The following is a 25,757-nucleotide window of genomic DNA, read 5'->3' as shown; positions in this document are numbered from 1 at the left end:
TAATAGATAATTCTTTGAATGAAAGATATTAAATTTGATTTAGCCATAATCATAATAAATTATAACTCTGCCAAGTACACCAAGCAGTGTATTCAAAGTGTTTTGGACAATACGACAAGTACAATTTCCTACGAAATTATTATTGTAGACAATGCCTCCAACAGTATAGATTATGAAGCTTTGAAAAACCATATTTCTGAGCTGAAAAAAACCAATATAAGTCTTTACAGAAGCAGAATAAATACTGGTTTTGGCGGTGGTAATATGTATGGGATTCAGTTTGCCAATGCCAACTATTACTTATTCCTAAACAACGACACTTTACTTATAAAAGATCCAATAAAAATATGCTTTGATTTTATGGAAAAAACGGAGGATGCGGCAGTATGCGGGCCTCAGATTTTTAATGAACACGAAAAAAAAGAGGTGAGTTTTGATCATTTCACTTCTATTGGAAGGGAAATTTTTGGTAAAAAAATGCTAGAATTTGTTTATCCAAGAACGAAGCCTAATAGGCGAAAAGAGTATGCAATGCCATTAACAGTTGATTATGTAAATGGAAGCTATATGTTCTTTAGGGCTAAGGATTTTGATTCGGTAGGGGGATTTGATACAACTATTTTCTTGTATTTTGAGGAGAGTGATATCTGTTATAGGTTAAAGAAGAAAAACAGAAAAACATATTTTATTCCCTCTGCTTCCTATCTTCACTATCAAGGAATAAGTATTCAAAAAACTACATGGAATATTCGAACAAAAATTGAGCTTAAAACGTCCATGTTTTATGTTATTAGAAAGAATTACGGGTATTTGCATTATCAAATTCTAAGGATGTTTTTTATTTTGCGCTATGGTTTGGTTTCTATTATAAAACCTAAATATTTTAAATTATTCTATCGTATATTAATTGGGCTTCCCATTGGAAAATCGTTAAAACAAGAACAGCCTATTTTGCCATAGGTTAGACCTGAACTAAGTCGTAATACAACCTTATCTTATTTTAAACAATAATGGTCAAAGAAGAAATAGCGGCAGCAATAGATATTTTAAAAAAGGGAGGAATTATACTGTATCCGACCGATACGATTTGGGGTATTGGCTGTGATGCAACAAATAAAAGTGCAGTAGAGAAAATATACCAACTCAAAAGAAGGTCCGATAAAAAGACAATGATTTGTCTGGTATCTAATCAGTTAATGCTGGAACAATATGTAGAAAAAGTTCCTGAACCGGCTTATGATATCATGGATTTATCTGAAAGACCGGTTACCATTATTTACGACAACCCAAAAGGTGTGGCTCAGAATCTTATTGCCGAAGATAACACACTTGCCATACGGGTAGCATCTGATCAGTTCTGCCAACGGTTAATTCAAAATTTTAAAAAACCCATTGTTTCTACATCTGCAAATATAGGCGGTGAAGCTACTCCGGGAAAGTTTTCAGAAATAAGTGATTTGATTTTAAAAGGTGTGGACTATGTGGTAAATTTGGAGTCTAAAACAACCAATAGTTTACCTTCTTCCATTATTAAATTGGGTAATGATGGAACTGTGAAAATTATCCGCAAGTAGAACAATTAAAAAATCTAGTTTTATTATTCCGGATTTCTACCCACCCTGGCAACTCAATTCAGAAGTGATCTAAATTATGACGCTGACAAATTATAAAAAAAGCTTACAGGACCCCATTTTCCAAATTATTGCAGCCTCTGCGAAAGAACTTTCGATTAACAGTTATGTTATAGGCGGTTATGTTAGGGATCTTCTATTGGAAAGGGATAAATCTAAAGATATAGATGTTGTTGCCGTTGGTAGTGGAATAAAACTCGCCAAAATAGTAGCTTCAAAACTTGATGGAAAACCCAAAGTTTCAGTCTTCAAAAATTTTGGGACGGCCATGATTAAACATCATAACTGGGAAATAGAATTTGTGGGTGCCAGAACAGAAAGTTATACAAGAGATAGCCGAAAGCCCGTTGTCGAGGATGGAACACTTTTAGATGACCAGAAAAGACGCGACTTTACTATAAATACCATGGCCATATCACTTAATGAATCAGATTTTGGCCAACTGCTGGATCCATTTGATGGGGTTAAAGACCTGAAAAATAAACTAATTCGAACACCATTAGCTCCTTCCATAACCTATTCTGATGATCCTTTGAGAATGATGAGAGCTATTCGTTTTGCTACTCAGCTGCGTTTTAACATCGAATTAAAATCGCTTCAAGCTATTTTAGAAAATAAGGAGCGAATAGAAATAATATCTCAAGAACGAATTGTTGATGAACTAAACAAAATTCTGGCATGTGATCAGCCATCTATAGGTCTAAAACTTTTACATAGCACCGAGTTATTACCATTTTTACTGCCCGAATTAACTGCTTTGGAAGGTATTGAAGAAATTGAGGGGCAACGCCATAAAGACAATTTTTGGCATACTCTTGAAGTTGTTGATAATATTGCTAAGACAACCGACAATTTATGGTTACGGTGGGCAGCATTATTACACGATATAGGTAAGGCCCCGACCAAAAGGTATGATAATAAGATAGGCTGGACCTTTCACGCACATGAATTTGTGGGTTCTAAAATGGTCTTTAAATTATTTAAGAGATTGCATATGCCATTAAACGACAAAATGAAATTTGTTCAGAAAATGGTACGAATGAGTTCAAGACCTATAATTCTTTCACAGGATAATGTAACGGATGCAGCAGTTAGAAGGTTGGTATTTGATGCAGGGGAGAATGTAGACGATCTGATGACCCTTTGCGAAGCAGATATTACCACAAAAAATCCTAAAAAACAGAATAAGTATAAAAACAATTTTAAAGTTGTAAGACAAAAAATACTTGAGGTAGAAGAACGTGATCATTTAAGAAACTTTCAACCCCCAATAAGTGGTGAAGAAATTATGAAAACATTTAATCTTAAACCCTCGAAAGAAATCGGCCTCATCAAAGATTCAATAAAAGAGGCAATTCTTGAAGGTGAGATTTTAAATGAATATGAGCCAGCTTATAAATTTATGATCAAAAAGGGCAAAGAATTGGGGCTACATGAAAAGTAGCTGGGCAAATTTTTGGGAAAGTTGATGGAAGCGCAGATAAGCACTTTAGTTTTAATCGAATTAGTTTTATTACTGCTATTTATTATTTCTCATAAAAAGAATTATGCAAGTATTTGAATAAAAGAATAGTAATTTTGCTTCGAATTTTAAGCTCATATGCAAAATAATTTTAGAAAAATTGCCAAAATTTCATTGGTGCTGGTTTATATGGTAATCATAGCAGGAGCTGTCGTTCGTATGACGGGGAGCGGAATGGGTTGTCCAGATTGGCCAAAGTGTTTTGGTTATTATATACCCCCCACAGATATTTCTCAGTTACAATGGCAACCAGAGTTTGCTTATAATGAAGGGCAGGTAATTATTCGGGAAGAATCCCTATGGGTGGCCAAAGCAGATTTTACAACAGGGAGTAATTACAATAAAGTTAATTGGGAGCCATATCAAAGACATGACTATGCCGTTTTTAATGCCTTTCATACATGGGTCGAATTTATAAACCGCCTTTTTGGAGCACTGGCCGGAATTGCAACACTTTTTTTAGCCCTGGCATCAACTTCTTTTTGGCGAAAGGATAAAAAAGTTACCTTGATTTCCTGGCTTATTGTATTTGGAATGGGCTTTCAGGCATGGTTGGGGGCAACGGTTGTTTATTCCGTCCTTGAACCTGTTAAAATAACAATGCATATGATTATGGCCCTTGTCATTGTAGCTTTACTGGTCTATCTCATTTATAAAACAGATTCCATTTCCCAAAATAGGAAATATGATAAAAAGGTAACATTAACCATATGGATCGCATTAGGCCTTACCCTAATACAAATTATTTTAGGTACACAAGTAAGACAGTTCGTAGACAATCAAATAGATTTATTTGGAGAAAATGCCAAAGATATTTGGCTTGTTAATCCCTCATTACAATTTTATATCCATCGCTCTTTTTCAATTTTGGTAGTATTAATTAATCTCTACTTAGCATATTCTATATCTCAAAAAAGCTTGGGGTATTCAAAAATCAAATGGGTTTTAGGTCTTCTTTTAATTGAAGTAATTACCGGGATTGTAATGTATTATTTCGATTTCCCGTTTGCAAGTCAACCACTGCATTTGATTTTGGCAGCATTTCTATTTGGGATACAATTCTATTTAGTTTTGGAAGCCACTAAAGGAATAATACGTCAGAAAACTTTGTAACTTTGCCCCTACTCATAAATTAGAGTTAATGATCTATAAAATCAGGATAATCCTGGATACTCAAGAAGACATCTTTAGGGATATTGAAATAGAACACCATGTGACATTGGAGGATTTTCACAATACCATTACTCAGGCATTTGGTTTTTTAGGTAATGAGATGGCCTCTTTTTACACTTGTGATGAATTGTGGAACCAGGATGAAGAAATTCCTCTTTTTGACACAAGTGAAAATGGTTCCAATGTTCGCTTAATGAATGAGATTTTATTAGAGAATATTCTGACCGAACAAACTCCTAAGCTCATTTATGTATATGATTTTTTAAGTATGTGGACATTCTTTGTTGAATTGGCAGATGTAGTTGAAAAAGAAGATGGAAGGCCGTATCCAAATGTCCTATTCAGCTTTGGTGAATTGCCGGAAGCTCCTCCGGAAAAGAAATTTGAATCGGATCCATCCTTTGATTTTGATGAGCCTCTGGAAAACTATGATGATATGGATTTTGATGAAAATTGGAATTAAGCTACCTGGACTTTAATCAAAAAAAAGCAGATCCTTATTTCATCACTGCCTGGTCCGTACCCCACAAAAAACATTAAACAAACTAAAAGACTAATCCCCGATAAAGACTATGATCAATCTCTATGCTACCCAAATTGAAGGTGTATCACTGCACCGTATAGGAAATAAAAGTAAAGCAGAACCACTATTTCTCTCCAAAAAACCATTTATGCCGGATGATGAAACTAATGGTTTATTAAAGGAATTCTTCTTAAAACCCTTTCGAGAAAAAGAGGAGAATTATTATCATCTTACCCATGAGATTGATGTTGAGTTTAACGAAGTTTACAAGCTTGTTTCTGAAATTTTTGAAAAGCCAGAGCGATCTCACGAAATATCGCTAAATCTGACTAAACATTTGTATGAGCAATCCAACCACCCGCATATTAAAAGCGGAGAGGTTTATATTACTTATCTCACAGATATACTTCTCGATAATGAGAAAACAGATGCGATCGGAATCTTTAAAAGTGAAATAAAGCAGGATTTTCTGCAATTCTCGGAAAATGGAACCAATCTGGATTTACTTGTTCAACAGGGAATTAATCTTAATAAACTGGATAAAGGCTGCCTGATATTTAACGTAAATAAGTCCGATGGTTACAAAGTATTGTCTGTTGACAGCAATAGGTATGATACGAAATACTGGTTGGAGAGTTTTCTTGGGGTAGATGCCCTGGCAGATGATAATTTTTACACCAAAAACTATCTGAAATTCTGTCAAAACTTTGCTAAAGATGTCGTACTGCCTGCAGAGGACAAAAAACAGGAAGTTATGTTCATGAACAGGGCTGTAAACCATTTTGCAAAAAATGACGCTTTTGAAGAAACTAACTTCCTGAATGAGGTCATGGAGAATCCTGATTTGATTCCTGAATTTAAACACTATAAAACAGAGAAAGGGCCAAAATACAGTATTGAGGATATTTCCAGTTTTGATATTGCAAATAAAGCTGTTTCTGATTCGCGTAAAAAAATGAAAAATATTATTCAACTGGATACGAATATTCAGATCAAATTGGATTTTATTAATCCGGAATCAGCTGAAAAATTTGTAGAAAAGGGATGGGATGAGGAACGGCAAATGTATTACTACCTCGTATATTTTAATAAAGAACAAAAATCATAATGCTTATGGTATTTTTATTTTCTTCTCAATGATTTGCTTCATACTCACGTCCTCGTAATTGCGCTTTACAAAATCCAGGGCCAGGTCCAATAGTTGTCCCATGGTTTTGCATTTCTTAAAGTTCACATCTAATGTAAGTTCATAAATCTGCTTGCTTAACGATTCAATGTTTTCGGGAAGTGATATGTTATCAGCTTTACAAATATTTACCAACCTGTTAATTCGATCTCCGGAACTGATAATTCTTTTAGCGACGATAGAGCGCTCTTCAATCTTATATTGATCAACAGAATCACGTTGTAATTTCTTCTGAACCATTTGAACCATTATGTAGTTCTCTTTAAAAAACTGGGGTCGGTAAACCTTGAGTTTACCTTCAAAACTCTGTTGGTCAAAATCAATAGCCCTTATTTTATAAACCACATGATCAAAATCGTGCATTGGAACAATTACATAATTATAAGATCTCATATCCCCTAAAAGCCTGATCATACATCGTTCATTAAATTTTACAAACTCCTTTGCAAGCTGAGCTTTTTCAGATTCTGAACAATTAGGTAACATGTTTTTAATAAATACATCCCCGGGAATTCCGGCAATATGCTCCTCTATCAGGGTATCCTCATGTACCAGAAAATTTAAGTGATATGGCGATAACAGATGCTCCAATTCCAAGCCGTAAATACGGGATGCATCCGTTTTTTTAACATAGAAATACAAAAAGTTATCGTTAAGAATATTCCTGACCTTGATACGAAAGGGTTTGGAATTACCAAAAGTGCAATAATCAACAGCATCAATATTCAAATATTGAAATATCCTATCACTGCCATCAGAATGTAAAATAGAGTATACCTGTTTCAGACTTTGATCAATCTCAAGTCTTTCAGAATCAGAATAATAAGCTCTAACCCATAACGTATCATTACCATCATCATCATACACCACTACTGAACCCGCGAAACGCAATAAGTCCTCATAAAAAATTGGTAAATCAATTTTTCGGTTATACTGGTCCAAATAGGCATCCAACTTAGGGCTTACTGGATAAGCAGGTTTCTTCTTCGACATTAATCGCTCTCCTGACATAAGTAAAATTATATTTTAATTGCTTCTGTAACAAAATAACGATTTCTTCGTCAAGTATACTAGACACCACCTAAAAACTCCTTTAAATTTGGAAACAATTCTAACGGTTAACAATCTTACAAAGAAATTTGGATACCTTACGGCAGTTCAGGATTTGTCTTTTTCAATTGAAAAAGGCAATGTTTATGGTATTCTGGGACCCAATGGAAGTGGAAAATCAACCACCCTTGGAATTGTTTTGAATGTGGTCAATAGTACAAACGGAAGTTTTTCCTGGTTTGATGGAAATACTTCAACCCACGAAGCCTTAAAAAAGGTGGGCGCAATAATAGAGCGGCCCAACTTCTACCCTTATATGACCGCAATTCAAAATTTAAAATTGGTCTGTAAAATTAAAGAAGTCCCCGAAGAGAAAATAAAAGACAAATTGCAACTGGTAGGATTATGGGAAAGAAAAGACAGTAAGTTCAGGACATACTCCCTCGGGATGAAACAACGTCTTGCTATTGCCTCTGCTTTGTTAAATGATCCTGAAATTCTCATTTTAGATGAACCAACGAACGGTTTGGATCCTCAGGGCATTCATCAAATTCGGGAAATCATAAAAAAAATCGCTTCGCAAGGCACGACTATTCTTTTAGCATCACATTTATTAGACGAAGTTGAAAAAGTATGTAGTCATGTGGTCATCCTCAGAAAGGGTAAAAAACTTTATTCTGGTAGTGTGGACGGTATGTTAGCAAGTTTTGGCTTCTTTGAATTAAAATCAGATAATAACGAGGTATTGATAAATTTTCTGAAGGACCATCCAAATTTTGGCGAAATCAAAACAGAGAACGGACTTATTACCGCCTTTCTAAAAAAGGAGATGAATGCCGGTGAATTAAATAGTATGCTGTTTAAAAAGGGTATTGCCCTCTCACATTTGGTCAAAAGAAGAGAAAGCCTGGAGGAACAATTCCTGACACTTACAGAAAATTCACAAATATAAAATCTCCAAAACTAAATAATAATGAAAAGGTTATTGCAGATAGAATTTATAAAGCTTTGGAATAATAAGGCAAGTAGAGCACTTATCATATCTTATTTTGTACTTCTTACTTCCATTGCGCTTGTAGCAGCCATAAAGTTTGATATTGGACCTGTGAAATTTCATTTAGCAGAACAGGGAATTTTTAATTTCCCCTATATCTGGCATTTCAACACATTTATTACTGCTTTTTTTAAACTTTTCTTAGCCATAGTCATAGTTTCTATGATGGCGAATGAATACAGCAACAAAACAATAAAGCAGAACCTGATTGATGGCCTTTCCAAAAAGGAATTCATTCTTTCAAAATTCCTTACGGTCATTTCATTTGCGTTAATTTCGACCGTATTTGTATTTGTGGTATCAATGATACTTGGGCTTATCTATTCAGATTATAATGAAATTTCCATCATTTTTTCAGATATGGAATTCCTATTGGCATTTTTTATAAAACTCGTTGGATTCTTTTCATTTTGCCTGTTTCTTGGAATTCTTGTCAAACGCTCGGCATTTGCATTAGGTTTTCTAATTTTATGGCAGGTTTTCGAAGGGTTTGTGCGGGGTATGATCAGATGGAAATTATTTGATGGTGAAACTACTGATGCTATCATGGGCTTTTTTCCATTAAATTCCATGTTTAATCTGATTAAAGAGCCTTTTTCAAGATTGAGCGCAGTACAAACAGTAGCAGATCAAATTGGTGAGGAACTTGCCCTGGACTACCATGTTCAACTCTATGAAATACTTATTGTCATTGGTTGGACTGCCATTTTTGTCTATTTATCGTATGCATTACTAAAAAAGAGGGATTTGTAGTATCTTGTGGTGTTTGGAAGAACACTATGAAAAAGATTGGGACATTATTGCTCTTTCTGATTCTTTGCCCCGTTTTTGTCTCTGGCCAGGGCGAAGCGTCTAATTGGTATTTTGGGAATGAAGCCGGGTTAAGGTTTAATAATGACGGCAGTGTCACCCCACTTAAAAATGGTAAACTAAATACCTTTGAAGGTTGTGCAGCCATTTCTGATACGTTCGGTAATCTACTTTTCTATACTGATGGGATTACCGTTTACGACCGCACGAATGAAATAATGGAAAATGGCGAAGGCCTGCTAGGGGACCCTACAAGCACCCAATCCGCACTTATCGTTCCTAAACCTGAAGACCCAAATCAATTCTTCATATTTACCGTAGATACTTCTATAGCTGAAATTGATCCCGATTTTGGCTTTAATTATACCGTAGTTGATATTTCTCTGAACAATGGTAGTGGAGCCGTAATTCAGAAAAATGTTAAATTACTCAAAGACAGTTCAGAAAAAATAACAGCCGTACTAAAGGATTGCTCAGATAATTCAGTCTGGGTACTAACACTTGGCTCCACCGGAGGAGGTTCTGGCACATTAAATACCTATTACTCCTACGAAATAAATGCTGCTGGTGTGCTGAATGACCCTGTCCAAACAGCTTTTGATAATTTAGCCATTTTTGATCCAAGAGGTTATTTAAAATTTTCTGCAGACGGTACGAAAATAGCAAGTGCAAATGTTAGAGATGGGCTTTATCTATATAATTTTGATGCATCAACTGGAATACTCACCAATCAACAACAAATAACCATATCTGAACAAAACCAATTTCCCTATGGAGTGGAGTTTTCCCCAGAAGGAGATTATCTCTATGTACATACTTCAAATGATAATCTTCAAGACTCAGGGCATAAATCCAACTTACTGCAATTTGACTTGAATGCCCCTGATATTGCTGCTTCGGAGGTAATACTGGATTCAAGGGCAATCTTTCGCGGGGCGCTGCAATTAGCAAATAATGGAAAAATATACCGAACGATAGCAAAGAGTTATAATCAGGGTACACCATATTTAGGTGTAATCAATAATCCGGATGAAAAGGGAGCAGCTGCCAATTATGAACATAATGCTGTTTTTTTGGAAAGGAATGCTACCCAGGGATTACCCCCTTTTATTCAGTCGTTTTTTGGTAAAATACAATTGGTTCTAAACAATGATGGAACCAGAAGCAGCACCCTGTCAAGATGTGCAGGGGAAGCTTTTAGACTGGAAGCCGAAGAAATTCCAGGGGCAACTTATTCCTGGTTTAAAAATGGATTACCAATTGTTGTCGCAACTGGTTATTATTTGGAAATAACAAATTCAGATAGTGATGATTCCGGGCGTTACAGTGTGGATATTATACCATCTAGTCCTTCTGAATGTCCTATTCTTGGTGAGGCCCTGGTGAAAATACATACTGTTCCAGACCCCATAATATCGCAAACCAAGTGTGATCTTGATGTTGCCAATTCAACGGACGGTATAACCACTATTAATTTGGAAAAAATCAATACTGATCCGGATATCCTTTTTTATTTCTATGAAAGTATATCAAACAGAAATAATGACATCAGAATTCCCAATACTACCGGGTACCAAAACACTTCCGCATTTAACCAAATGCTGTATTACAAAGCTGTGAATATTCTGGGATGCACATACTTAGGGGAATTACTGCTTGAAATATCCCCAGTCAGTATTGGGGCAAGTCCATATGGCCCATTTTACAGTTGCGACGAAATTTCGGAAGACGATATTCTATTAAGCAGCTTTGACCTTGAAGCTATTGCCGAAAAATACACAAATGAAGAAATTAGATTTTATGAAACGCTAGAGCATGCGGCATTAGAAAAAAATGAAGTAAACAATCTTTACATTTCCGAGACATCGACTATCTACGGTTTACGGGAAAGTTCCGGTCAGTGTTTGGGGGTGGATGTTATAGAATTAGTGGTTACTGAATCTCCCAAACTATTCTTAACAGAGAAATATACAATATGTGAGGGCAAGGAACTTTTTATAAATGGTCCGGAAGGTTTTAGTACTTACCGATGGTCACAGCAAATAAACAACCGGGAAGAACTTATATCGGAAAAGCAAGGGGTCAACATAACAGAAGCTGGGGATTATATTCTTGAAACAACTTTCATTTATGAGAGAGGAGGTTCGGAAATACGCTGTGAAAATAGTTCAAAATTCACCGTAATTTCTTCGGGCAAGCCCATAATACAGAATATCAATATTACTGATTTTTCAAATAATAATTCCTTGGAGATTGAGGTGGAAGGAGAAGGTATTTATGAATATTCGCTTGACGGAATTACCTATCAAACAGAGAATATTTTTAACAATATTGAGCCGGGTTTTTTAACCCTGACAGTGAGGGATACTAATGGTTGTGGAGAAGTGGTTAAAGATATATCTGTTATGGGCTATCCCAAATTTTTTACTCCCAACGGGGATGGAGTAAATGATTACTGGCAAATTACAGGAATAAATGAACAGTTTCAACCTGATGCCTTGATCGCTATTTTTGATCGTTTTGGAAATATTGTTACACAAATCAATCCTGAAGAAAAAGGTTGGAACGGCACATCAAATTCTAGCATACTCCCGGCCTCTGATTATTGGTTTAAGCTAAAATTGTTGGATGGAAGAGAAATTAAGGGCCACTTTGCCTTAAAAAGGTAAAGTAATTATAAAATTGTTTTGAAATTGTTTATAGTAAATAGAAAATGCGAATAGGTCAGAATTATACAGTCTTTTTTATATTTCTATGCTGGTCATTTTATTTATCGGCACAGGTATGTAATTCTCCTGTGTTGACATATCCCTTGAACAACGCCACCAATATTCCTGTAAATTCCACCATTACCTGGAATCCTGTAGTAGGCGTTCCTGGTTATATTATATCTATTGGAACAACTCCGGGTGGCGTGGATATTGTAAATCAAAGGAATGTTGGAAATACGGATTCTTATACACCTCCTTTAGGTTTCCCTGAGAATACTCAGATATATGTCACCATATCACTTTTCTTTTTTGACCCCGCGATTGCCGATGTGGTCTGCCCAAGCTCAACTTTTCGGACTGAGGATGTTACTGATCCTCCCGCCTGTACCGCAATGTCAAACCCTGTTAATGGAGCTATAAATGTAAATATTGCCACAAATATTTCATGGAATTATTCGCCTACAGCAACTGGCTATCGAATCTCTGTGAGTACCGTCTCCGGGGCGGGTAATATTGTAAATAATCAGGACGTCGGTAATGCTTTGTCTTATAATCCAATTCTGGACCTGCCGCCAAGTACACTGATATTTGTTCAAATTACCCCTTTTAATGAAAATGGGGATCTTTCACCCTGTCCGGAACAAAGTTTTACTACCGGGGCTGTAGCTAGTCTTCCGGGATGTACAACTCTTGTTAACCCTTTAAATGGGGAAATAAATGTGCCGCTTACCCCTTTGATAGAATGGACAGCCGTGGCAGGAGCTGCGGGATATAGAGTGTCCATAGGAAGTTCTCCTTTTTCAGCAGAAGTACTGGACAATGTTGTATTTACATCGAATTCAACCTTTGTGATAGATTTTGCACCAAATCGTACTTTCTTTGTAACCATTATCCCATTTAATGCAGCTGGGGATGCTATTGGCTGCACTCAAGAATCTTTCTCCACGATAATAGGGTGCGGCCCCTATTTTGATTCAGTTACAGGAGAACTTATCACCATAAATCCTGAAATATCTTTTCCCGACACTATTTCCTTTTGTCAGGACGAACTGCCATTTTTAGTATCCTCAACAGATACAGCGGATGGCTTCAGGTGGTTTCAGATAGATCAATTTGGGAATGAAACCCTGATCTCAGATACGTCTGAAGTAGCCCTCATAGAGACAGGTGAGTACCGTTATGAAGCTTATAATACTGTTTTGCAGGCAAGTGGCACCTTTGAATGTCCCTCATCCAAATTTTTTAATGTGGTATCTTCGGAAATAGCAACGATTAATTCTGTAAATATAACCGACCAAGGAGGGGAGATAAGAATTACGGTAGATGCAAGTGGTATTGGCGACTACGAATATGCATTGAACGATATAAACGGACCATATCAGGATAGTAATGTTTTTAATACTATTTCCGTTGGTTCATCTGCCGTATATGTGAGGGATAAAAACGGTTGCGGAATTGCTCAGGAACGAGTAGAACAGGATTTAACGCTGGAAGGATTTCCTAAATTCTTTACACCCAACGGTGACGGGGTTAATGACTTCTGGCAGTTTATTCCAACCCTTATGACAGGTGAAATAACTATAGACATTATACATATTTTTGATCGATATGGAAGACTTCTGGCCCAAATAGAACCAAGCTCTGATGGCTGGGATGGAAATTTTAATGGCAGACCCTTGCCTTCTAATGATTATTGGTTCCGGGCAATTTCTGACAGCAGCGGTCAAATTCAAGGACATTTTGCATTAAAAAGATAATGGTAATGAAAAATGTTCCGATTGATAGTTTTTATCAAATGAAAAAGTTAGTACTAAGTATACTATTCATAGGTCATGCAGCATTGGCCATGGGACAGGTTTGCCCCAATATAACCAGTCCTTCCAATGGCTCTTTGTCAGTACCCGTAAATACGACTATAACATGGCCTTCTGTCCCGGGCTCAGTAGGATATTTGATATCACTGGGAACCGGCCCTGACTTACCTGAACGCGTGAATATTCTGAATGGTCGTTCAGCTGGCCAGACTAATAGCTATACACCGGAAGTTGGGCTCCCCGAAAACACTCTAATTTATGTAACTATAAGCATATTTTTCCCTAATCAACAACTTGTAATTTGTGGTAGTGAATCATTTACAACTGAAGAGGTAACCACCCCCCCACCCTGTACCTCATTAGAGGAACCTTTAAATAACCAGGGAAATGTATCCGTTAAGACCGAAATCGGATGGGCCTATGCTCCAACTGCAACAGGCTATAGATTATCTATTGGCACTTCGGCCGGAGCTACCGATTTACTGAATAATTTAGATGTGGGGAATGTATTAACCTTTAATCCTTTGGATGATTTTCCACAAGAGAGTGCTGTTTTTGTAACCATTACCCCATATAATGAAAATGGGGATGCCGGATCTTGCACAGAAGAAAGTTTTACAACAGGGAATACTGTTGTTGATTGTAATGCCTATTTTGATTCTGTAAGTGGCGAAATTGTCCCAAGAAAACCAGAAACCAATTTTCCAGGTCAGATCGGAATCTGTAAAAATGAAATCCCGACCCTGATTAGAAGCGATGATACCGCGGATGGTTTTAGATGGTTTAAAATCAATGAAGACGGTACTGAATCTTTACTTTCTTCATCCTCAGAAGTCTCACTTTCTGAGGTAGGGCCCTATCGCTACGAGGCATATAATTTAGTTGTTCAGGGAGGGGAAACATTTGAGTGCAGTACATCTAAGGATTTTAATGTAGTATTATCTGAAATAGCGCAGATTACTTCGGTTAGCACCTCGCAGGAAGTAGATGGAAGACAAATTCAGATTGAAGTCAGCGGACTTGGAGATTATGAGTACGCACTGGACAATATTGAGGGTCCATATCAGGATAGAGCCATCTTTAACGGGATTACTGAGGGCACCCATACTATTTATGTCAACGATAAGAATGGTTGCGGAATTGCAGAGCGGATCATTGAAAGAGAATTAAGCCCTGATGATTTTCCAAAGTTTTTCACTCCCAACGGGGATGGGATAAACGACTTTTGGCAATATATTTCCCCTCGTGAAAGCAATGAAATTCAGCTTTCCTATATTCAGGTTTTTGATAGATACGGGATGTTATTAACCCAGATTTTGCCTACTTCAAAGGGATGGGATGGCACATTTAATGGACAGCCACTACCGGCGTCCAGTTATTGGTTTAAGGCAAGGGATAACTTAAATAACGAAATCAAGGGATTTTTTGCTTTAAAAAGGTAAAACATAGATAACAAATATTCTTCTAATAAAAATATGCACCCTTTTGTAACTTTGCTAAATGAAATTTAAGGTAGTATCTGAATTTGATCCAACAGGAGATCAGCCTGAAGCAATTAAACAGCTGACAGAAGGTATAGAATCTGGTGAACGTTATCAGACATTATTGGGAGTTACCGGATCCGGTAAAACGTTTACTGTGGCCAAGGTAATTGAAGAAGTACAGCGGCCAACACTGGTTTTGGCTCATAATAAAACATTGGCGGCCCAACTATATTCTGAATTCAAACAGTTTTTTCCTGAAAATGCCGTAGAATATTTTGTCTCCTATTATGATTACTATCAGCCCGAAGCTTATATTCCTACCTCGGGATTATATATTGAAAAAGATCTTTCGATAAATGAGGACATAGAGAAACTGCGACTAAGTGCCACATCGTCTCTATTATCCGGAAGAAGAGATGTTATTGTAGTGGCTTCAGTTTCCTGTTTATACGGTATCGGTAACCCGGTGGAGTTTCAAAAAAATGTAATCTCCGTGCAGAAAGATCAGGTTATTTCCCGAACCAAGTTCCTTCATCAACTTGTACAGAGTCTTTATTCAAGAACGACAGCAGATTTCCGAAATGGGAATTTCAGAGTAAAAGGGGATGTCGTAGATGTATTTCCAAGCTATGCTGATCACGCCTACAGAATCCATTTCTTTGGGGATGAGATAGAAGAAATTGAAGCATTTGATCCTTATAAGAATAAGGCATTGGAGCGATATGAAAACCTAAACATATATCCTGCGAATATGTTTGTGACCTCTCCCGATATCCTTCAGGGGGCCATACATCAGATACAGGAAGATCTTGTAAATCAGGTGGAATACTTTAAAAGTATTTCTAAACCTCTTGAAGCCAAACGACTGGAAGAGCGCACCAATTTTGATTTAGAAATGATTCGTGAATTAGGTTACTGCTCAGGTATCGAAAATTATTCGAGGTATCTGGATGGTCGCGAACCTGGGACCAGGCCATTCTGTTTGCTGGACTATTTCCCGGATGACTACTTAATGGTTGTTGACGAAAGTCATGTTACTATACCTCAGGTGCACGCAATGTATGGTGGCGACAGGTCTAGAAAAGAAAATCTTGTGGAGTATGGATTTCGTTTACCGGCGGCTATGGATAACCGTCCTTTAAAATTTGAAGAATTTGAAGCCCTTCAGAATCAGGTAATCTATGCTAGTGCTACCCCCGCAGATTACGAATTGCAGAATAGTCAGGGTGTTTTTGTGGAACAGGTAATACGTCCTACGGGTCTTTTAGATCCGGAAATAGATATCCGGCCAAGTTTAAATCAAATTGATGATCTGGTAGAGGAAATACAACAACGGGTAGAATTAGACGAACGCACCCTTGTAACCACTCTTACCAAAAGAATGGCGGAGGAGCTCGCTAAATACCTTACAAGGATCAATGTTCGATGTAGATATATACATAGTGACGTGGACACTTTGGAAAGGGTTGAAATAATGCAGGATTTACGAAAAGGTATATTCGACGTCTTAATTGGAGTTAATTTATTAAGAGAAGGGTTGGACTTGCCAGAGGTATCGCTTGTGGCTATATTGGATGCAGACAAAGAAGGATTTCTGAGAAGTAACCGATCATTAACTCAAACTGTAGGAAGAGCAGCTCGTCATTTAAACGGTAAAGCAATAATGTACGCCGACAGAATTACAGCAAGCATGCAGAAAACTATTGATGAGACGAATTACCGAAGGGAAAAACAAACAGCGTATAATATTTCAAATAATATTATTCCCAAGGCACTTAACAAAAGTCTGGACAATGCACTAGCCAAAAATTCTGTTTCCACCTACCACTTTATCAAAGAAGAAATTAGAGCTGCCGAACCTGACTTACAATATATTACGAAAGAGCAAAGGGAAAAGCTTATCCGCGACAAGAGAAAAGCAATGGAAAAAGCAGCAAAGGAATTGGATTTTATGCATGCTGCGAAACTCAGAGATGAAATAAAAATGCTACAGCACCAGAGCTAAAAAAGAGCGCCCTGAATAAACAAGACGCTCTTCTTAACCAACTAAAACAAACCAACCATTATGAATGCTCTTAAAAGGGCACCACATAGTAATTCTTATACTTATTTCCCAATCTCAATTAATCTTTTGGGTTTAGGTAGCGCTTCTTCTTTCTTAGGTAGGCTGAATCTTAAAATCCCATTTTCGTAGGAAGCTTTAATACCCTCCTCACTAACTGTTTCTGGAAGCGTAAACGATCTTTTAAATGAAGAATAAGAAAATTCCTTCCGAGTGTATCTCGCGTCTTTAACTTCTTCTTCTTTTTTAGTTTCACTGGTAATTGTCAAAACCTGCTCATCAATCTCGATATTGAAATCTTCTTTTTTTCTTCCAGGAACTGATAACTCCAATTCAAAACTTGTTTCATTCTCCAGAATGTTTACCGGTGGAAATGTGTCCTTATATACTGGAGGAAATGTGTCCTTATAATTTTCCAATCCACCAAACCAATCTGGTTTAAGGATTTCATTCATTAGGGCTGGAAAAACCAAATTATTTCTTTTAACTATACTCATGGTGTTATATTTTTAATTAAACTTATATACCTGTCTAACAATAGTCAAATCATATACCAAGCTTAATTAACTGCCTTTTTGGCTTATTAATAGGTTCTCTTAGTGCCATTATGGCGCAATTACTTAATCACAAAGGAACATATTTTAGTCGCTATTATGATTTTTGAAAACCATGGACTAACTACTGAGAAGAAAGAGTATAATGGAATATTGATGCTTGAAATTAGTTGTAATGTGCTTTAAAAATATTAATAAGCACTTCAGGGGGTATTATCATATCAGGATAATCGTGCATAACAGTAAGAACCTGTTCTATAGCAGATGGAGGCAAACCCATACCCAATCCAATATTGTGTAATTTACCAATTTCAATTTTATTTCGTTCCTGGTCAATATTCATTAGGAGTACCAGTCTATGGAATTGCAGAATACGATCGGCCTGTGTTTTAGGTACGATTATTTTTACCTGTTTGTCGAGTAGTGAATCAAATATTTCCTTATCAATACCTAAACTAACGGCGACACCGAATAGGAAATTATATTCAGTATCTTTTAAAGCTTGATCTGCCTTTGCAAAAGCAATCATTTCGGATAAGATGCTAAGTTTTTCTTTATAAGTACTCATTGCCATATTTGTTAATCCCTCCCTTAAATTTACTCATAAGTATAACACCAAAACGCCTAATTTCGTATAAAAAACAGCCCAAAATGACCTAAAAACACCAATAGCTTGGTTTATTTATAATAACTTGCATAAAATGCTTGATATGACCAATAATGATATATTAAAAAAACTTCGGGTGGCATTAATGCTTCGGGATGATGAAATTGTTGAAATTCTTGAATTAGTTGATTTTAGAATTTCAAAAAGTGAAATCGGTGCCTTTTGCCGAAAAGAAGGGCATCCTAAATACCGTGAATGCGGCGATCAGGTATTACGTAATTTCCTCAATGGTTTAGTTATTCATTTAAGAGGCACAAAAGAAAATCCAAAAATCCCAAAAGAAGTATTAAAGCAAACTAAAACCCCGGTAAGTACTCCTGCAAGGAAATACGAAAAACCAAAGAAAAAACCGGATCTTAGTTATGTCAAATACAAAAACAAAAAAAAGTCCTGAATTCCTTCAGGACTTTTTTTTCACTTAACTTCATTATGCTTTAATGCGCACAGGCAGTCTATACATTCTTCCTACTACTACTTCTTCCAATTGAACTTTTTTGTAATTCAGTTTGCCTTTGACAAATGATTCCAAATCTAAATCCCCTGTATCTACCGAAATGACAACAATTTCCGCTTCACTATTTACAGTAAAAAGGACTTCAGCTGTCAATTCATAATTCTCAACTACTAATTGGTTTTCTTTTAAAAGTTCCCCGATTTGGGTCGCCAGACTTTTTTGAGGATCTTTTGTGTTCGAGTCATTTGCAAAAATACTTCCTGATACAAGCAGCGCTGCAGCCACTAAAATTAAACTGAATTTTCTCATGATTTGTTTGTTTAATGATTAATTGATGAATATGTATTAATAGACGGCCCCAGATTAAATATGTTACAGATATTAAACTTTTTTAACATTTTTTTAATAAAGAATTTTCATTCCGATTAAAGAATTATTCCCAAATAAAAAAGGGCAATGTTTATAACACCGCCCTTAATTATAGAATCTTAGTTAACCTATATATCCGCCAAAACCTCTTTTACTTTATCTGCGGCTTCCTGGAATTGAACAGCTGAATGTACGGCCAATCCGGAATTATCAATTATCTCCTTGGCCAATTCGGCATTAGTGCCTTGCAATCTAACAATAATAGGAATTTTAATAGCATCTCCCATATTTTTATATGCATCCACGACCCCCTGCGCTACCCGGTCGCATCTTACGATACCACCAAAAATATTTATAAGGATAGCCTTCACCGCAGTATCTTTTAATATAATACGAAAAGCTTCTTCCACCCTTTTTGCATCGGCAGTACCACCAACATCCAGAAAATTAGCCGGTTCACCACCAGCCATTTTGATCAGGTCCATGGTAGCCATTGCCAATCCGGCTCCATTAACCATACATCCTACGTTTCCATCAAGATCCACGTAATTCAATCCTACAGCACGTGCTTCAACTTCAATAGGGCTTTCTTCACGTAAATCCCTCATTTCAGCATATTGCTTTCTTCTGTAAAGTGAATTATCATCTATAGAAACCTTCGCATCAACAGCCATTATCAAATTATCAGAAGTCTTAAGTACCGGATTTATTTCAAACAAATTAGAATCACTTTGATCATATGCCTTGTAAAGTGCAGTTACAAATTTGGTCATTTCTTTAAAAGCAATTCCGGATAAACCGAGGTTGAAAGCAATTTTTCTGGCCTGGAATGGCAATAATCCCACCGCCGGATCAATTTCCTCTGTAAAAATAAGATGTGGGGTTTTATCCGCTACTTCTTCAATATCCATACCCCCTTCTGTTGAGTACATTATCATATTTCTTCCACTAGCCCTATTCAGTAAAACAGACATATAAAACTCACTGGTTTCACTTTCTCCCGGATAATATACATCTTCCGCAATTAGTACCTGATGTACTTTTTTACCCTCTGCTGAAGTTTGAGGAGTAATCAAATTCATTCCTATAATATTACCTGCTATCTCCTCTACTTCTGTTAAATTTTTAGCCAGCTTTACACCTCCTCCTTTACCTCTTCCTCCTGCATGCACTTGTGCTTTTATCACAAACCATTTAGTTCCGGTTTCCCGTGTAAGTTGTTTTGCTGCATCTACGGCTTCCTGTGGGCTGTGGGCGACAAGACCCCGCTGGATTCGTACTCCAAAACTTGCTAAAATTTCTTTTCCCTGGTATTCGTGAAGATTCATATTACAATTTGTGTTCGTTAAGAAGCAAAAATAGGAAACGGACTGCATTTACCCTAATAAAACGATAAATAGGGTTTAATCTTTTTAAGAATCCACAAACTTTGGAATAGGTTTCTATTAAAAGGAAAACAAACAGACGAATAATCAGTATTTATTCCTAAATCTTAAAAGCTTTAAAATCTAATGGATCAAAATTTCTGAAATGACCATTCAATTCTATAAGTACCTTAGTTCGATTAACTTCATTTAGAACCTGAATGGTTGTCAATAAATGATTCATTATAAATTGTAAACGTTCCTTTTCACTTGCTAACTGTAATAGCTGGTATTCCTGTTCAAATGAAAGGCCCATTTTGTGGGCAAGGGTATAGCTATTAAACATTTCTATTTCAATGGGTGCAAAAGGAACTTCCATTAGTTGATATAACTCTTTAAGTTTTTGAAACACTTCTTGTTTCGCTGATAATTCACTATCATTAATATTATCAATGAATTGTACTTCACCACCCGCATATAACCTATTTTCCAGAGTGTTTTCAAAGGTAATCACCCTAAATATTTGTCTCGCAACACATACTACATCCATAGCTCCACTGTCATAGGTATTTACAACTTCCATCAACTGCACCTCCGTTCCATAAGCAATATTGTCATTTATATACACCGGTATGCCAAAAGTAATAGCCTCTCTCCGACAATCCTGGATAAGTTGTTTATACCTTTCTTCAAAAATGTGTAAAGGCACCTTTTCACCAGGAAAGAAAACAGATTGCAAAGGAAAAAAGGGAAGTTTCATATTAAATATTTTTTCTAAAAATACAAAGTGAACTACATAGTCGCAAATGGCACATTAATTTAGATTGTTATATTTGTAACTATTTGTTTTATTTATAATTATTCTGCGTTTTATTTTGCGTAACATCTCCAAGTATTTTAGTTTTGTTTAAAAGTTAGGTTAAAGATGAAGTACACCGATCTATTAAACATTACGAAAGAATTCGGAAATCCTGTATATGTTTACGACGCTGAAAAGATAAAATCTCAGTTCAACAGGCTGACCAACGCCTTTAAAACGGTTAAAAATTTAAAATTAAATTTCGCGGCTAAAGCACTTTCTAATCTCACAATTCTGAGGTTAATGAATGACCTTGGAAGTGGTTTAGACACCGTATCAATACAAGAAGTAAAACTAGGTCTTCTTGCAGGTTTTAAACCTGAATCAATCATTTTTACACCCAACGGCGTCTCTTTAGAAGAAATAGAAGAAGCTGCGGCTTTAGGTGTACGAATAAATATTGACAATCTTTCTATCCTGGAGCAATTTGGGAGCACACACCCCGATATACCTGTATGTATTAGAATAAACCCACATGTAATGGCTGGTGGCAATTCTAATATATCCGTAGGCCACATTGATTCAAAATTTGGTGTTAGCATCCATCAAATTCCTCATTTATTGAGAATTGTTGAATTAACCAAAATGAAAATTAATGGCATACATATGCATACCGGGAGTGACATTTTGGATATTGATGTGTTTTTATATGCCTCTGAAATTCTCTTTGAAACTGCCAAAAATTTTAGAGAACTGGAGTTTATAGATTTTGGGAGTGGATTTAAAGTTCCTTATAAAGATGGAGATATAGAGACCAATATTGAGGAATTGGGCGAAAAATTAAGTAGCAGGTTCAATGAGTTTTGTGCAGAGTATGGAAAAGAACTGACTTTGGCATTTGAACCAGGAAAATTTCTTGTTAGTGAAGCCGGTTACTTTCTTGCAAAAGTAAATGTTGTAAAACAGACTACATCTACTGTTTTTGCCAGTGTAGATTCGGGCTTTAACCATTTAATTCGGCCCATGTTATATGGTGCCAATCATCAAATTTTTAACATCTCTAATCCGGAAGGAAGGGAACGCTATTATTCCGTAGTTGGTTATATCTGTGAAACCGATACTTTTGCAAATAACAGGAGAATCAATGAAATTTCTGAAGGTGATATCCTTTGTTTTAAAAATGCAGGGGCTTATTGCTTTACTATGGCCAGTAATTATAATTCCAGATACAGGCCGCCTGAAGTCCTATGGTACGAGGGTAAATCTGTACTTATACGGGAAAGAGAATCATTTGATGATCTCATCAGAAACCAAATTGATGTAAAAGATTTGTTCGCCAAGAAGAATCAAAAAGCCTCGGTAAAATAAAGCAGCTAAATTTTCGTTAGTTTTGGTACAGTAATTGGACTAATAACTCAAATCAAATCTTATGAAAATTAAGTCCCCGGCAATTTCTAAAACTATACTTGTAGTCATTATTGGTTTTTTAACCTTTACGTCAAATGCTCAGGAAGTCAATTGGCTTAGCTGGAATGAAGCTACAGCCCTGGCGGCAACAGACAAGAATCCAAAGAAAATATTTATTGATGTCTATACCGATTGGTGCGGCTGGTGTAAAAAAATGGATAAGGATACTTTTCAAAATGCGGAAGTGGCAGAATATATGACCAATAACTTTTATATGGTTAAAATGGATGGAGAAGGGAAAGAACCTATTGATTTTAAAGGCAAGACGTATAAATATGTTCCATCAGGTAAAAGAGGTTACCATGAATTAGCTGCGGCATTGTTGCAAGGTCGTTTGAGCTACCCAACCGTTGTATTTATGGACGAGCAACTCAATATGCTCTCACCAGTACCCGGATATCAAAAACCAGATCCTTTTTTAAATATTGCCCGATACTTTGGAGATAATATCTACTTGGAAAAAGACTGGAAAACCTATAGTGGTAATGTAAAATAAATTACCTGCTGTAGTTGGGAGATTCCTTGGTAATTGTTACATCATGAGGATGGCCTTCATTAATACCGCTGGCAGTAATCTTTATAAATTTTCCTATTTCTTTTAAAGTGGCAATATCTTTGGAACCGCAATAACCCATACCAGCCCTGAGACCTCCAACAAATTGATGTATACTTTCATATAGCTCTCCTTTATAAGGAACGCGACCTACAATGCCTTCAGGTACCAATTTATTGATATCATCTTCCACGTCCTGGAAATAACGGTCCTTACTTCCCTCCTTCATGGCCTCCACAGATCCCATTCCTCTGTAAGACTTAAATTTTCGACCTTCGTAGATTATTGTCTCTCCCGGAGATTCTTTTGTTCCAGCTAACAAAGATCCCAGCATAACGCAATCTGCTCCTGCCGCAATGGCTTTAGGGATATCTCCCGTATAACGTATTCCACCATCGGCAATTACAGGAATCCCACTGCCCTTAATAGCTGCAGCAACTTCCAATACCGCTGAGAATTGCGGAAATCCGACACCAGCCACTACTCTTGTCGTGCAAATTGACCCAGGGCCTATCCCCACTTTAACCGCATCAGCTCCCGCCTCTACCAGATATTTCGCAGCATCTGCTGTGGCAATATTGCCTACTATAACATCCAGCTCCGGGAATTTTTTCTTTACTTCCTTAAGTATATTAACTACACCCTTTGTATGGCCGTGGGCTGTATCAATTACAACCGCATCAACCCCGGCTACTACCAAGGCTTCTGTCCTTTTCAAGGCATCGGGAGTTACACCTATAGCCGCTGCCACTCTTAGCCTTCCATATTTATCTTTATTTGATATTGGCTTTTGGGTTAGCTTTGTAATATCTCGGAATGTGATAAGTCCAACAAGTTTATTTGTACTATCTACAACCGGAAGTTTTTCAATTTTATTGGTCTGAAGTATACCCTCAGCCTGCTCCAGGGAAGTCCCTTCTGCGACTGTAATAAGATTGGATTTAGTCATTACCTCAGAAATAGGACGGCTATTGTCCTTTTCAAACCTAAGGTCTCTATTGGTTACAATACCGATAAGCTTTTGATTTTCATCAACAATAGGAATACCTCCTATACTATGTTCCCGCATATTTGCTTTGGCATCGCCGACCAATGCATCAAGATGTAATGTCACAGGATCCAAAATCATCCCGCTTTCAGCTCTTTTTACTTTTCGGACTTTTATTGCCTGTTGCTCAATTGACATATTCTTATGTAATACACCAATACCCCCTTCCCGGGCCATAGCAATGGCCATTTGTGATTCAGTAACTGTATCCATAGCCGCCGAAACAATAGGAATATTTATAGTAATGTTCCTGGTAAACTTTGTCTGAATACTTACTTCTCTGGGGAGTATTTCGGAATAAGCAGGTACTAATAGGACATCATCGTATGTGAGGCCTTCTCCGAGAATTTTGTTAAGGTGAGCTTCCATGGCAATTAAGGATTAATTGCGTGCAAATATACACTTTTTTACCAGAAGATTTTTTTGGACAATATCATTTTATCCGCAGACCTTTTTTCTTTGTAAGACGCAACCCTCTCAAAATGAAAAAATTGAATAATTTTATTTTTATTTAATCTAAATAAGCTTTTTTATTTTAAATTTAGTTTCTAATTTTGACACCTACATTTAACTCTATTTATAATTAGTCTAAATTAAATGAAGTCTTTTTTTGTCTTTCTCGTAACCGGTTTTGTTTTGAATTTTTCCTATGGACAATCAACCCGCCTCATTACTAAAGTCCAGGATTCTAACCTTATAAAACTGGAGGAAGTAGTATTATCTGCCAATGTCATCCTGGGAAGTAAATTCCAGGCGAAGAACAGAACTGGCTCTGCCTACTATGTCGCACAACCTGAATTACTTAAGTATAACTATACAGATATTAATCGGGTATTGCGATCTGTACCAGGAGTAACCCTTGTTGAAGAAGACGGCTTTGGCTTACGTCCCAATATTAGTCTTAGGGGTACCTCTCCGGAAAGGAGTGCAAAGATTACTTTGATGGAAGATGGTGTGCTAATTGCTCCTGCACCCTACAGTGCTCCGGCTGCTTATTATTTCCCATCAGTTGCCCGGATGCAGGCCGTAGAAATTCTTAAGGGAAGTAGCCAGGTTCAATACGGCCCTTTTACTACCGGTGGAGCCATAAATATGATTTCTTCAACAATTCCCAATACTTTTCAAGCCTCACTGCTGGCCAGTTATGGTAGTTATAACAGCGGAGAATTACATGTAAAATTAGGGGATTCCAAAAAGCATTTTGGATATAGCATTGAATATTTGAACTTCAATTCTGATGGTTTCAAAGATTTGGATAATGGCGGAAATACAGGTTTTGACAAAAATGATCTTGTTGCAAAATTTAGATTAAATTCTGCCCCCGAGGCCAAAGTAAAGCATATTCTGGACCTGAAATTTCAATATTCTGATGAGGAATCCAATGAAACTTATGTTGGCCTTACAGATAATGATTTTGAAAATACGCCATTTAGGAGATATGCGGGGTCTCAGGAAGATGAAA

Annotated in this window: 23 protein-coding genes; 16 read left to right on the top strand and 7 right to left on the bottom strand. The window is 36.7% G+C overall.

The annotated features are described in order from the left end of the window. The first annotated feature begins 18 nt into the window (after positions 1-18). The 6 genes from WBM60_RS17410 (at position 19) to WBM60_RS17385 (ending at position 5,957) form a co-directional block, all read left to right on the top strand. The gene (locus WBM60_RS17410; protein ID WP_424283412.1) at positions 19-960 is read left to right on the top strand and encodes a glycosyltransferase family 2 protein; all 942 of its coding nucleotides are present in this window, start codon (positions 19-21) and stop codon (positions 958-960) included. A gap of 50 nt (positions 961-1,010) precedes the next feature. Then, complete coding sequence (locus tag WBM60_RS17405) at positions 1,011-1,574, top strand: L-threonylcarbamoyladenylate synthase (RefSeq protein WP_424283411.1); 564 nt, start codon at positions 1,011-1,013, stop codon at positions 1,572-1,574. Positions 1,575-1,650: 76 nt separating this feature from the next. Further along, positions 1,651-3,075 (top strand): CCA tRNA nucleotidyltransferase, encoded by a 1,425-nt coding sequence (locus WBM60_RS17400; protein WP_424263302.1) that lies wholly within the window; start codon positions 1,651-1,653, stop codon positions 3,073-3,075. A 156-nt stretch (positions 3,076-3,231) separates the two neighbouring features. After that, on the top strand, positions 3,232-4,266 hold the full coding sequence (locus WBM60_RS17395) for a COX15/CtaA family protein (protein ID WP_424277904.1): 1,035 nt from the start codon (positions 3,232-3,234) through the stop codon (positions 4,264-4,266). Between the two features lie 28 nt (positions 4,267-4,294). Beyond that, entirely contained in the window at positions 4,295-4,789 is a 495-nt protein-coding gene (locus WBM60_RS17390; protein ID WP_424259792.1) for an IS1096 element passenger TnpR family protein, read from the top strand. Between the two features lie 109 nt (positions 4,790-4,898). Beyond that, the gene (locus WBM60_RS17385; protein WP_424279168.1) at positions 4,899-5,957 is read left to right on the top strand and encodes a nucleoid-associated protein; all 1,059 of its coding nucleotides are present in this window, start codon (positions 4,899-4,901) and stop codon (positions 5,955-5,957) included. A 3-nt stretch (positions 5,958-5,960) separates the two neighbouring features. On the opposite strand, the gene WBM60_RS17380 is transcribed toward WBM60_RS17385, so the two are convergent. After that, complete coding sequence (locus WBM60_RS17380) at positions 5,961-7,046, bottom strand: hypothetical protein (protein WP_424277602.1); 1,086 nt, start codon at positions 7,044-7,046, stop codon at positions 5,961-5,963. 88 nt (positions 7,047-7,134) lie between these two features. Between WBM60_RS17380 and WBM60_RS17375 the strand changes: the two genes are divergently transcribed. From WBM60_RS17375 to uvrB, 6 genes are all read left to right on the top strand, one after another. After that, entirely contained in the window at positions 7,135-8,037 is a 903-nt protein-coding gene (locus WBM60_RS17375; protein ID WP_424259990.1) for an ABC transporter ATP-binding protein, read from the top strand. 21 nt (positions 8,038-8,058) lie between these two features. Continuing rightward, entirely contained in the window at positions 8,059-8,892 is an 834-nt protein-coding gene (locus WBM60_RS17370; RefSeq protein WP_424259987.1) for an ABC transporter permease, read from the top strand. A gap of 26 nt (positions 8,893-8,918) precedes the next feature. Next, positions 8,919-11,618, top strand: a complete 2,700-nt coding sequence (locus WBM60_RS17365) for a T9SS type B sorting domain-containing protein (protein WP_424283410.1) — start codon at positions 8,919-8,921, stop codon at positions 11,616-11,618. Between the two features lie 131 nt (positions 11,619-11,749). After that, positions 11,750-13,417 carry a T9SS type B sorting domain-containing protein gene (locus WBM60_RS17360; RefSeq protein ID WP_424283409.1) on the top strand — a complete coding sequence of 556 codons (1,668 nt, stop codon included), beginning with the start codon at positions 11,750-11,752 and terminating at the stop codon, positions 13,415-13,417. A 5-nt stretch (positions 13,418-13,422) separates the two neighbouring features. Beyond that, complete coding sequence (locus tag WBM60_RS17355; protein WP_424277605.1) at positions 13,423-14,916, top strand: T9SS type B sorting domain-containing protein; 1,494 nt, start codon at positions 13,423-13,425, stop codon at positions 14,914-14,916. Positions 14,917-14,974: 58 nt separating this feature from the next. Further along, positions 14,975-16,963 (top strand): excinuclease ABC subunit UvrB, encoded by a 1,989-nt coding sequence (gene uvrB / locus WBM60_RS17350; protein ID WP_424277901.1) that lies wholly within the window; start codon positions 14,975-14,977, stop codon positions 16,961-16,963. 101 nt (positions 16,964-17,064) lie between these two features. On the opposite strand, the gene WBM60_RS17345 is transcribed toward uvrB, so the two are convergent. Together WBM60_RS17345 and WBM60_RS17340 are read right to left on the bottom strand one after the other, a co-directional pair. Continuing rightward, on the bottom strand, positions 17,065-17,517 hold the full coding sequence (locus tag WBM60_RS17345; RefSeq protein WP_424263736.1) for an Hsp20/alpha crystallin family protein: 453 nt from the start codon (positions 17,515-17,517) through the stop codon (positions 17,065-17,067). Between the two features lie 223 nt (positions 17,518-17,740). After that, positions 17,741-18,142 carry a TerB family tellurite resistance protein gene (locus WBM60_RS17340; protein ID WP_424263738.1) on the bottom strand — a complete coding sequence of 134 codons (402 nt, stop codon included), beginning with the start codon at positions 18,140-18,142 and terminating at the stop codon, positions 17,741-17,743. Between the two features lie 142 nt (positions 18,143-18,284). Between WBM60_RS17340 and WBM60_RS17335 the strand changes: the two genes are divergently transcribed. After that, the gene (locus tag WBM60_RS17335; protein ID WP_424263740.1) at positions 18,285-18,635 is read left to right on the top strand and encodes a DUF1456 family protein; all 351 of its coding nucleotides are present in this window, start codon (positions 18,285-18,287) and stop codon (positions 18,633-18,635) included. A gap of 33 nt (positions 18,636-18,668) precedes the next feature. Here the strand turns inward: WBM60_RS17335 and WBM60_RS17330 are convergent, their stop codons facing one another. The 3 genes from WBM60_RS17330 to WBM60_RS17320 all read right to left on the bottom strand — a co-directional run bounded on the left by WBM60_RS17330 (position 18,669) and on the right by WBM60_RS17320 (position 21,188). Further along, a complete protein-coding gene (locus WBM60_RS17330) occupies positions 18,669-19,004 on the bottom strand; it encodes a hypothetical protein (protein ID WP_424263742.1) in 336 nt (111 codons plus the stop codon). Between the two features lie 188 nt (positions 19,005-19,192). Continuing rightward, a complete protein-coding gene (gene sucC, locus WBM60_RS17325) occupies positions 19,193-20,392 on the bottom strand; it encodes an ADP-forming succinate--CoA ligase subunit beta (RefSeq protein WP_424263744.1) in 1,200 nt (399 codons plus the stop codon). 157 nt (positions 20,393-20,549) lie between these two features. Further along, positions 20,550-21,188, bottom strand: coding sequence for an LON peptidase substrate-binding domain-containing protein (locus WBM60_RS17320; RefSeq protein WP_424276841.1), 639 nt, complete (start codon positions 21,186-21,188; stop codon positions 20,550-20,552). Positions 21,189-21,353: 165 nt separating this feature from the next. Between WBM60_RS17320 and lysA the strand changes: the two genes are divergently transcribed. Both lysA and WBM60_RS17310 read left to right on the top strand, forming a co-directional pair. Then, positions 21,354-22,595: a diaminopimelate decarboxylase gene (lysA, locus tag WBM60_RS17315; protein WP_424263748.1), complete on the top strand. Its 1,242-nt coding sequence runs from the start codon at positions 21,354-21,356 to the stop codon at positions 22,593-22,595. A 61-nt stretch (positions 22,596-22,656) separates the two neighbouring features. After that, positions 22,657-23,190, top strand: a complete 534-nt coding sequence (locus WBM60_RS17310) for a thioredoxin family protein (RefSeq protein ID WP_424263750.1) — start codon at positions 22,657-22,659, stop codon at positions 23,188-23,190. A gap of 1 nt (position 23,191) precedes the next feature. Here the strand turns inward: WBM60_RS17310 and guaB are convergent, their stop codons facing one another. Continuing rightward, the gene (gene guaB, locus WBM60_RS17305; RefSeq protein ID WP_424263752.1) at positions 23,192-24,664 is read right to left on the bottom strand and encodes an IMP dehydrogenase; all 1,473 of its coding nucleotides are present in this window, start codon (positions 24,662-24,664) and stop codon (positions 23,192-23,194) included. Positions 24,665-24,892: 228 nt separating this feature from the next. On the opposite strand from guaB, the gene WBM60_RS17300 reads away from it, so the two are divergent. Then, a partial coding sequence (locus WBM60_RS17300) for a TonB-dependent receptor plug domain-containing protein (RefSeq protein ID WP_424283408.1) occupies positions 24,893-25,757 on the top strand: 865 nt, incomplete at its 3' end.

It is taken from the genome of Eudoraea sp. (assembly GCF_049669105.1).
Taxonomy (GTDB): domain Bacteria; phylum Bacteroidota; class Bacteroidia; order Flavobacteriales; family Flavobacteriaceae; genus Eudoraea.
This window is presented reverse-complemented; position numbering and strand designations above follow the sequence as displayed.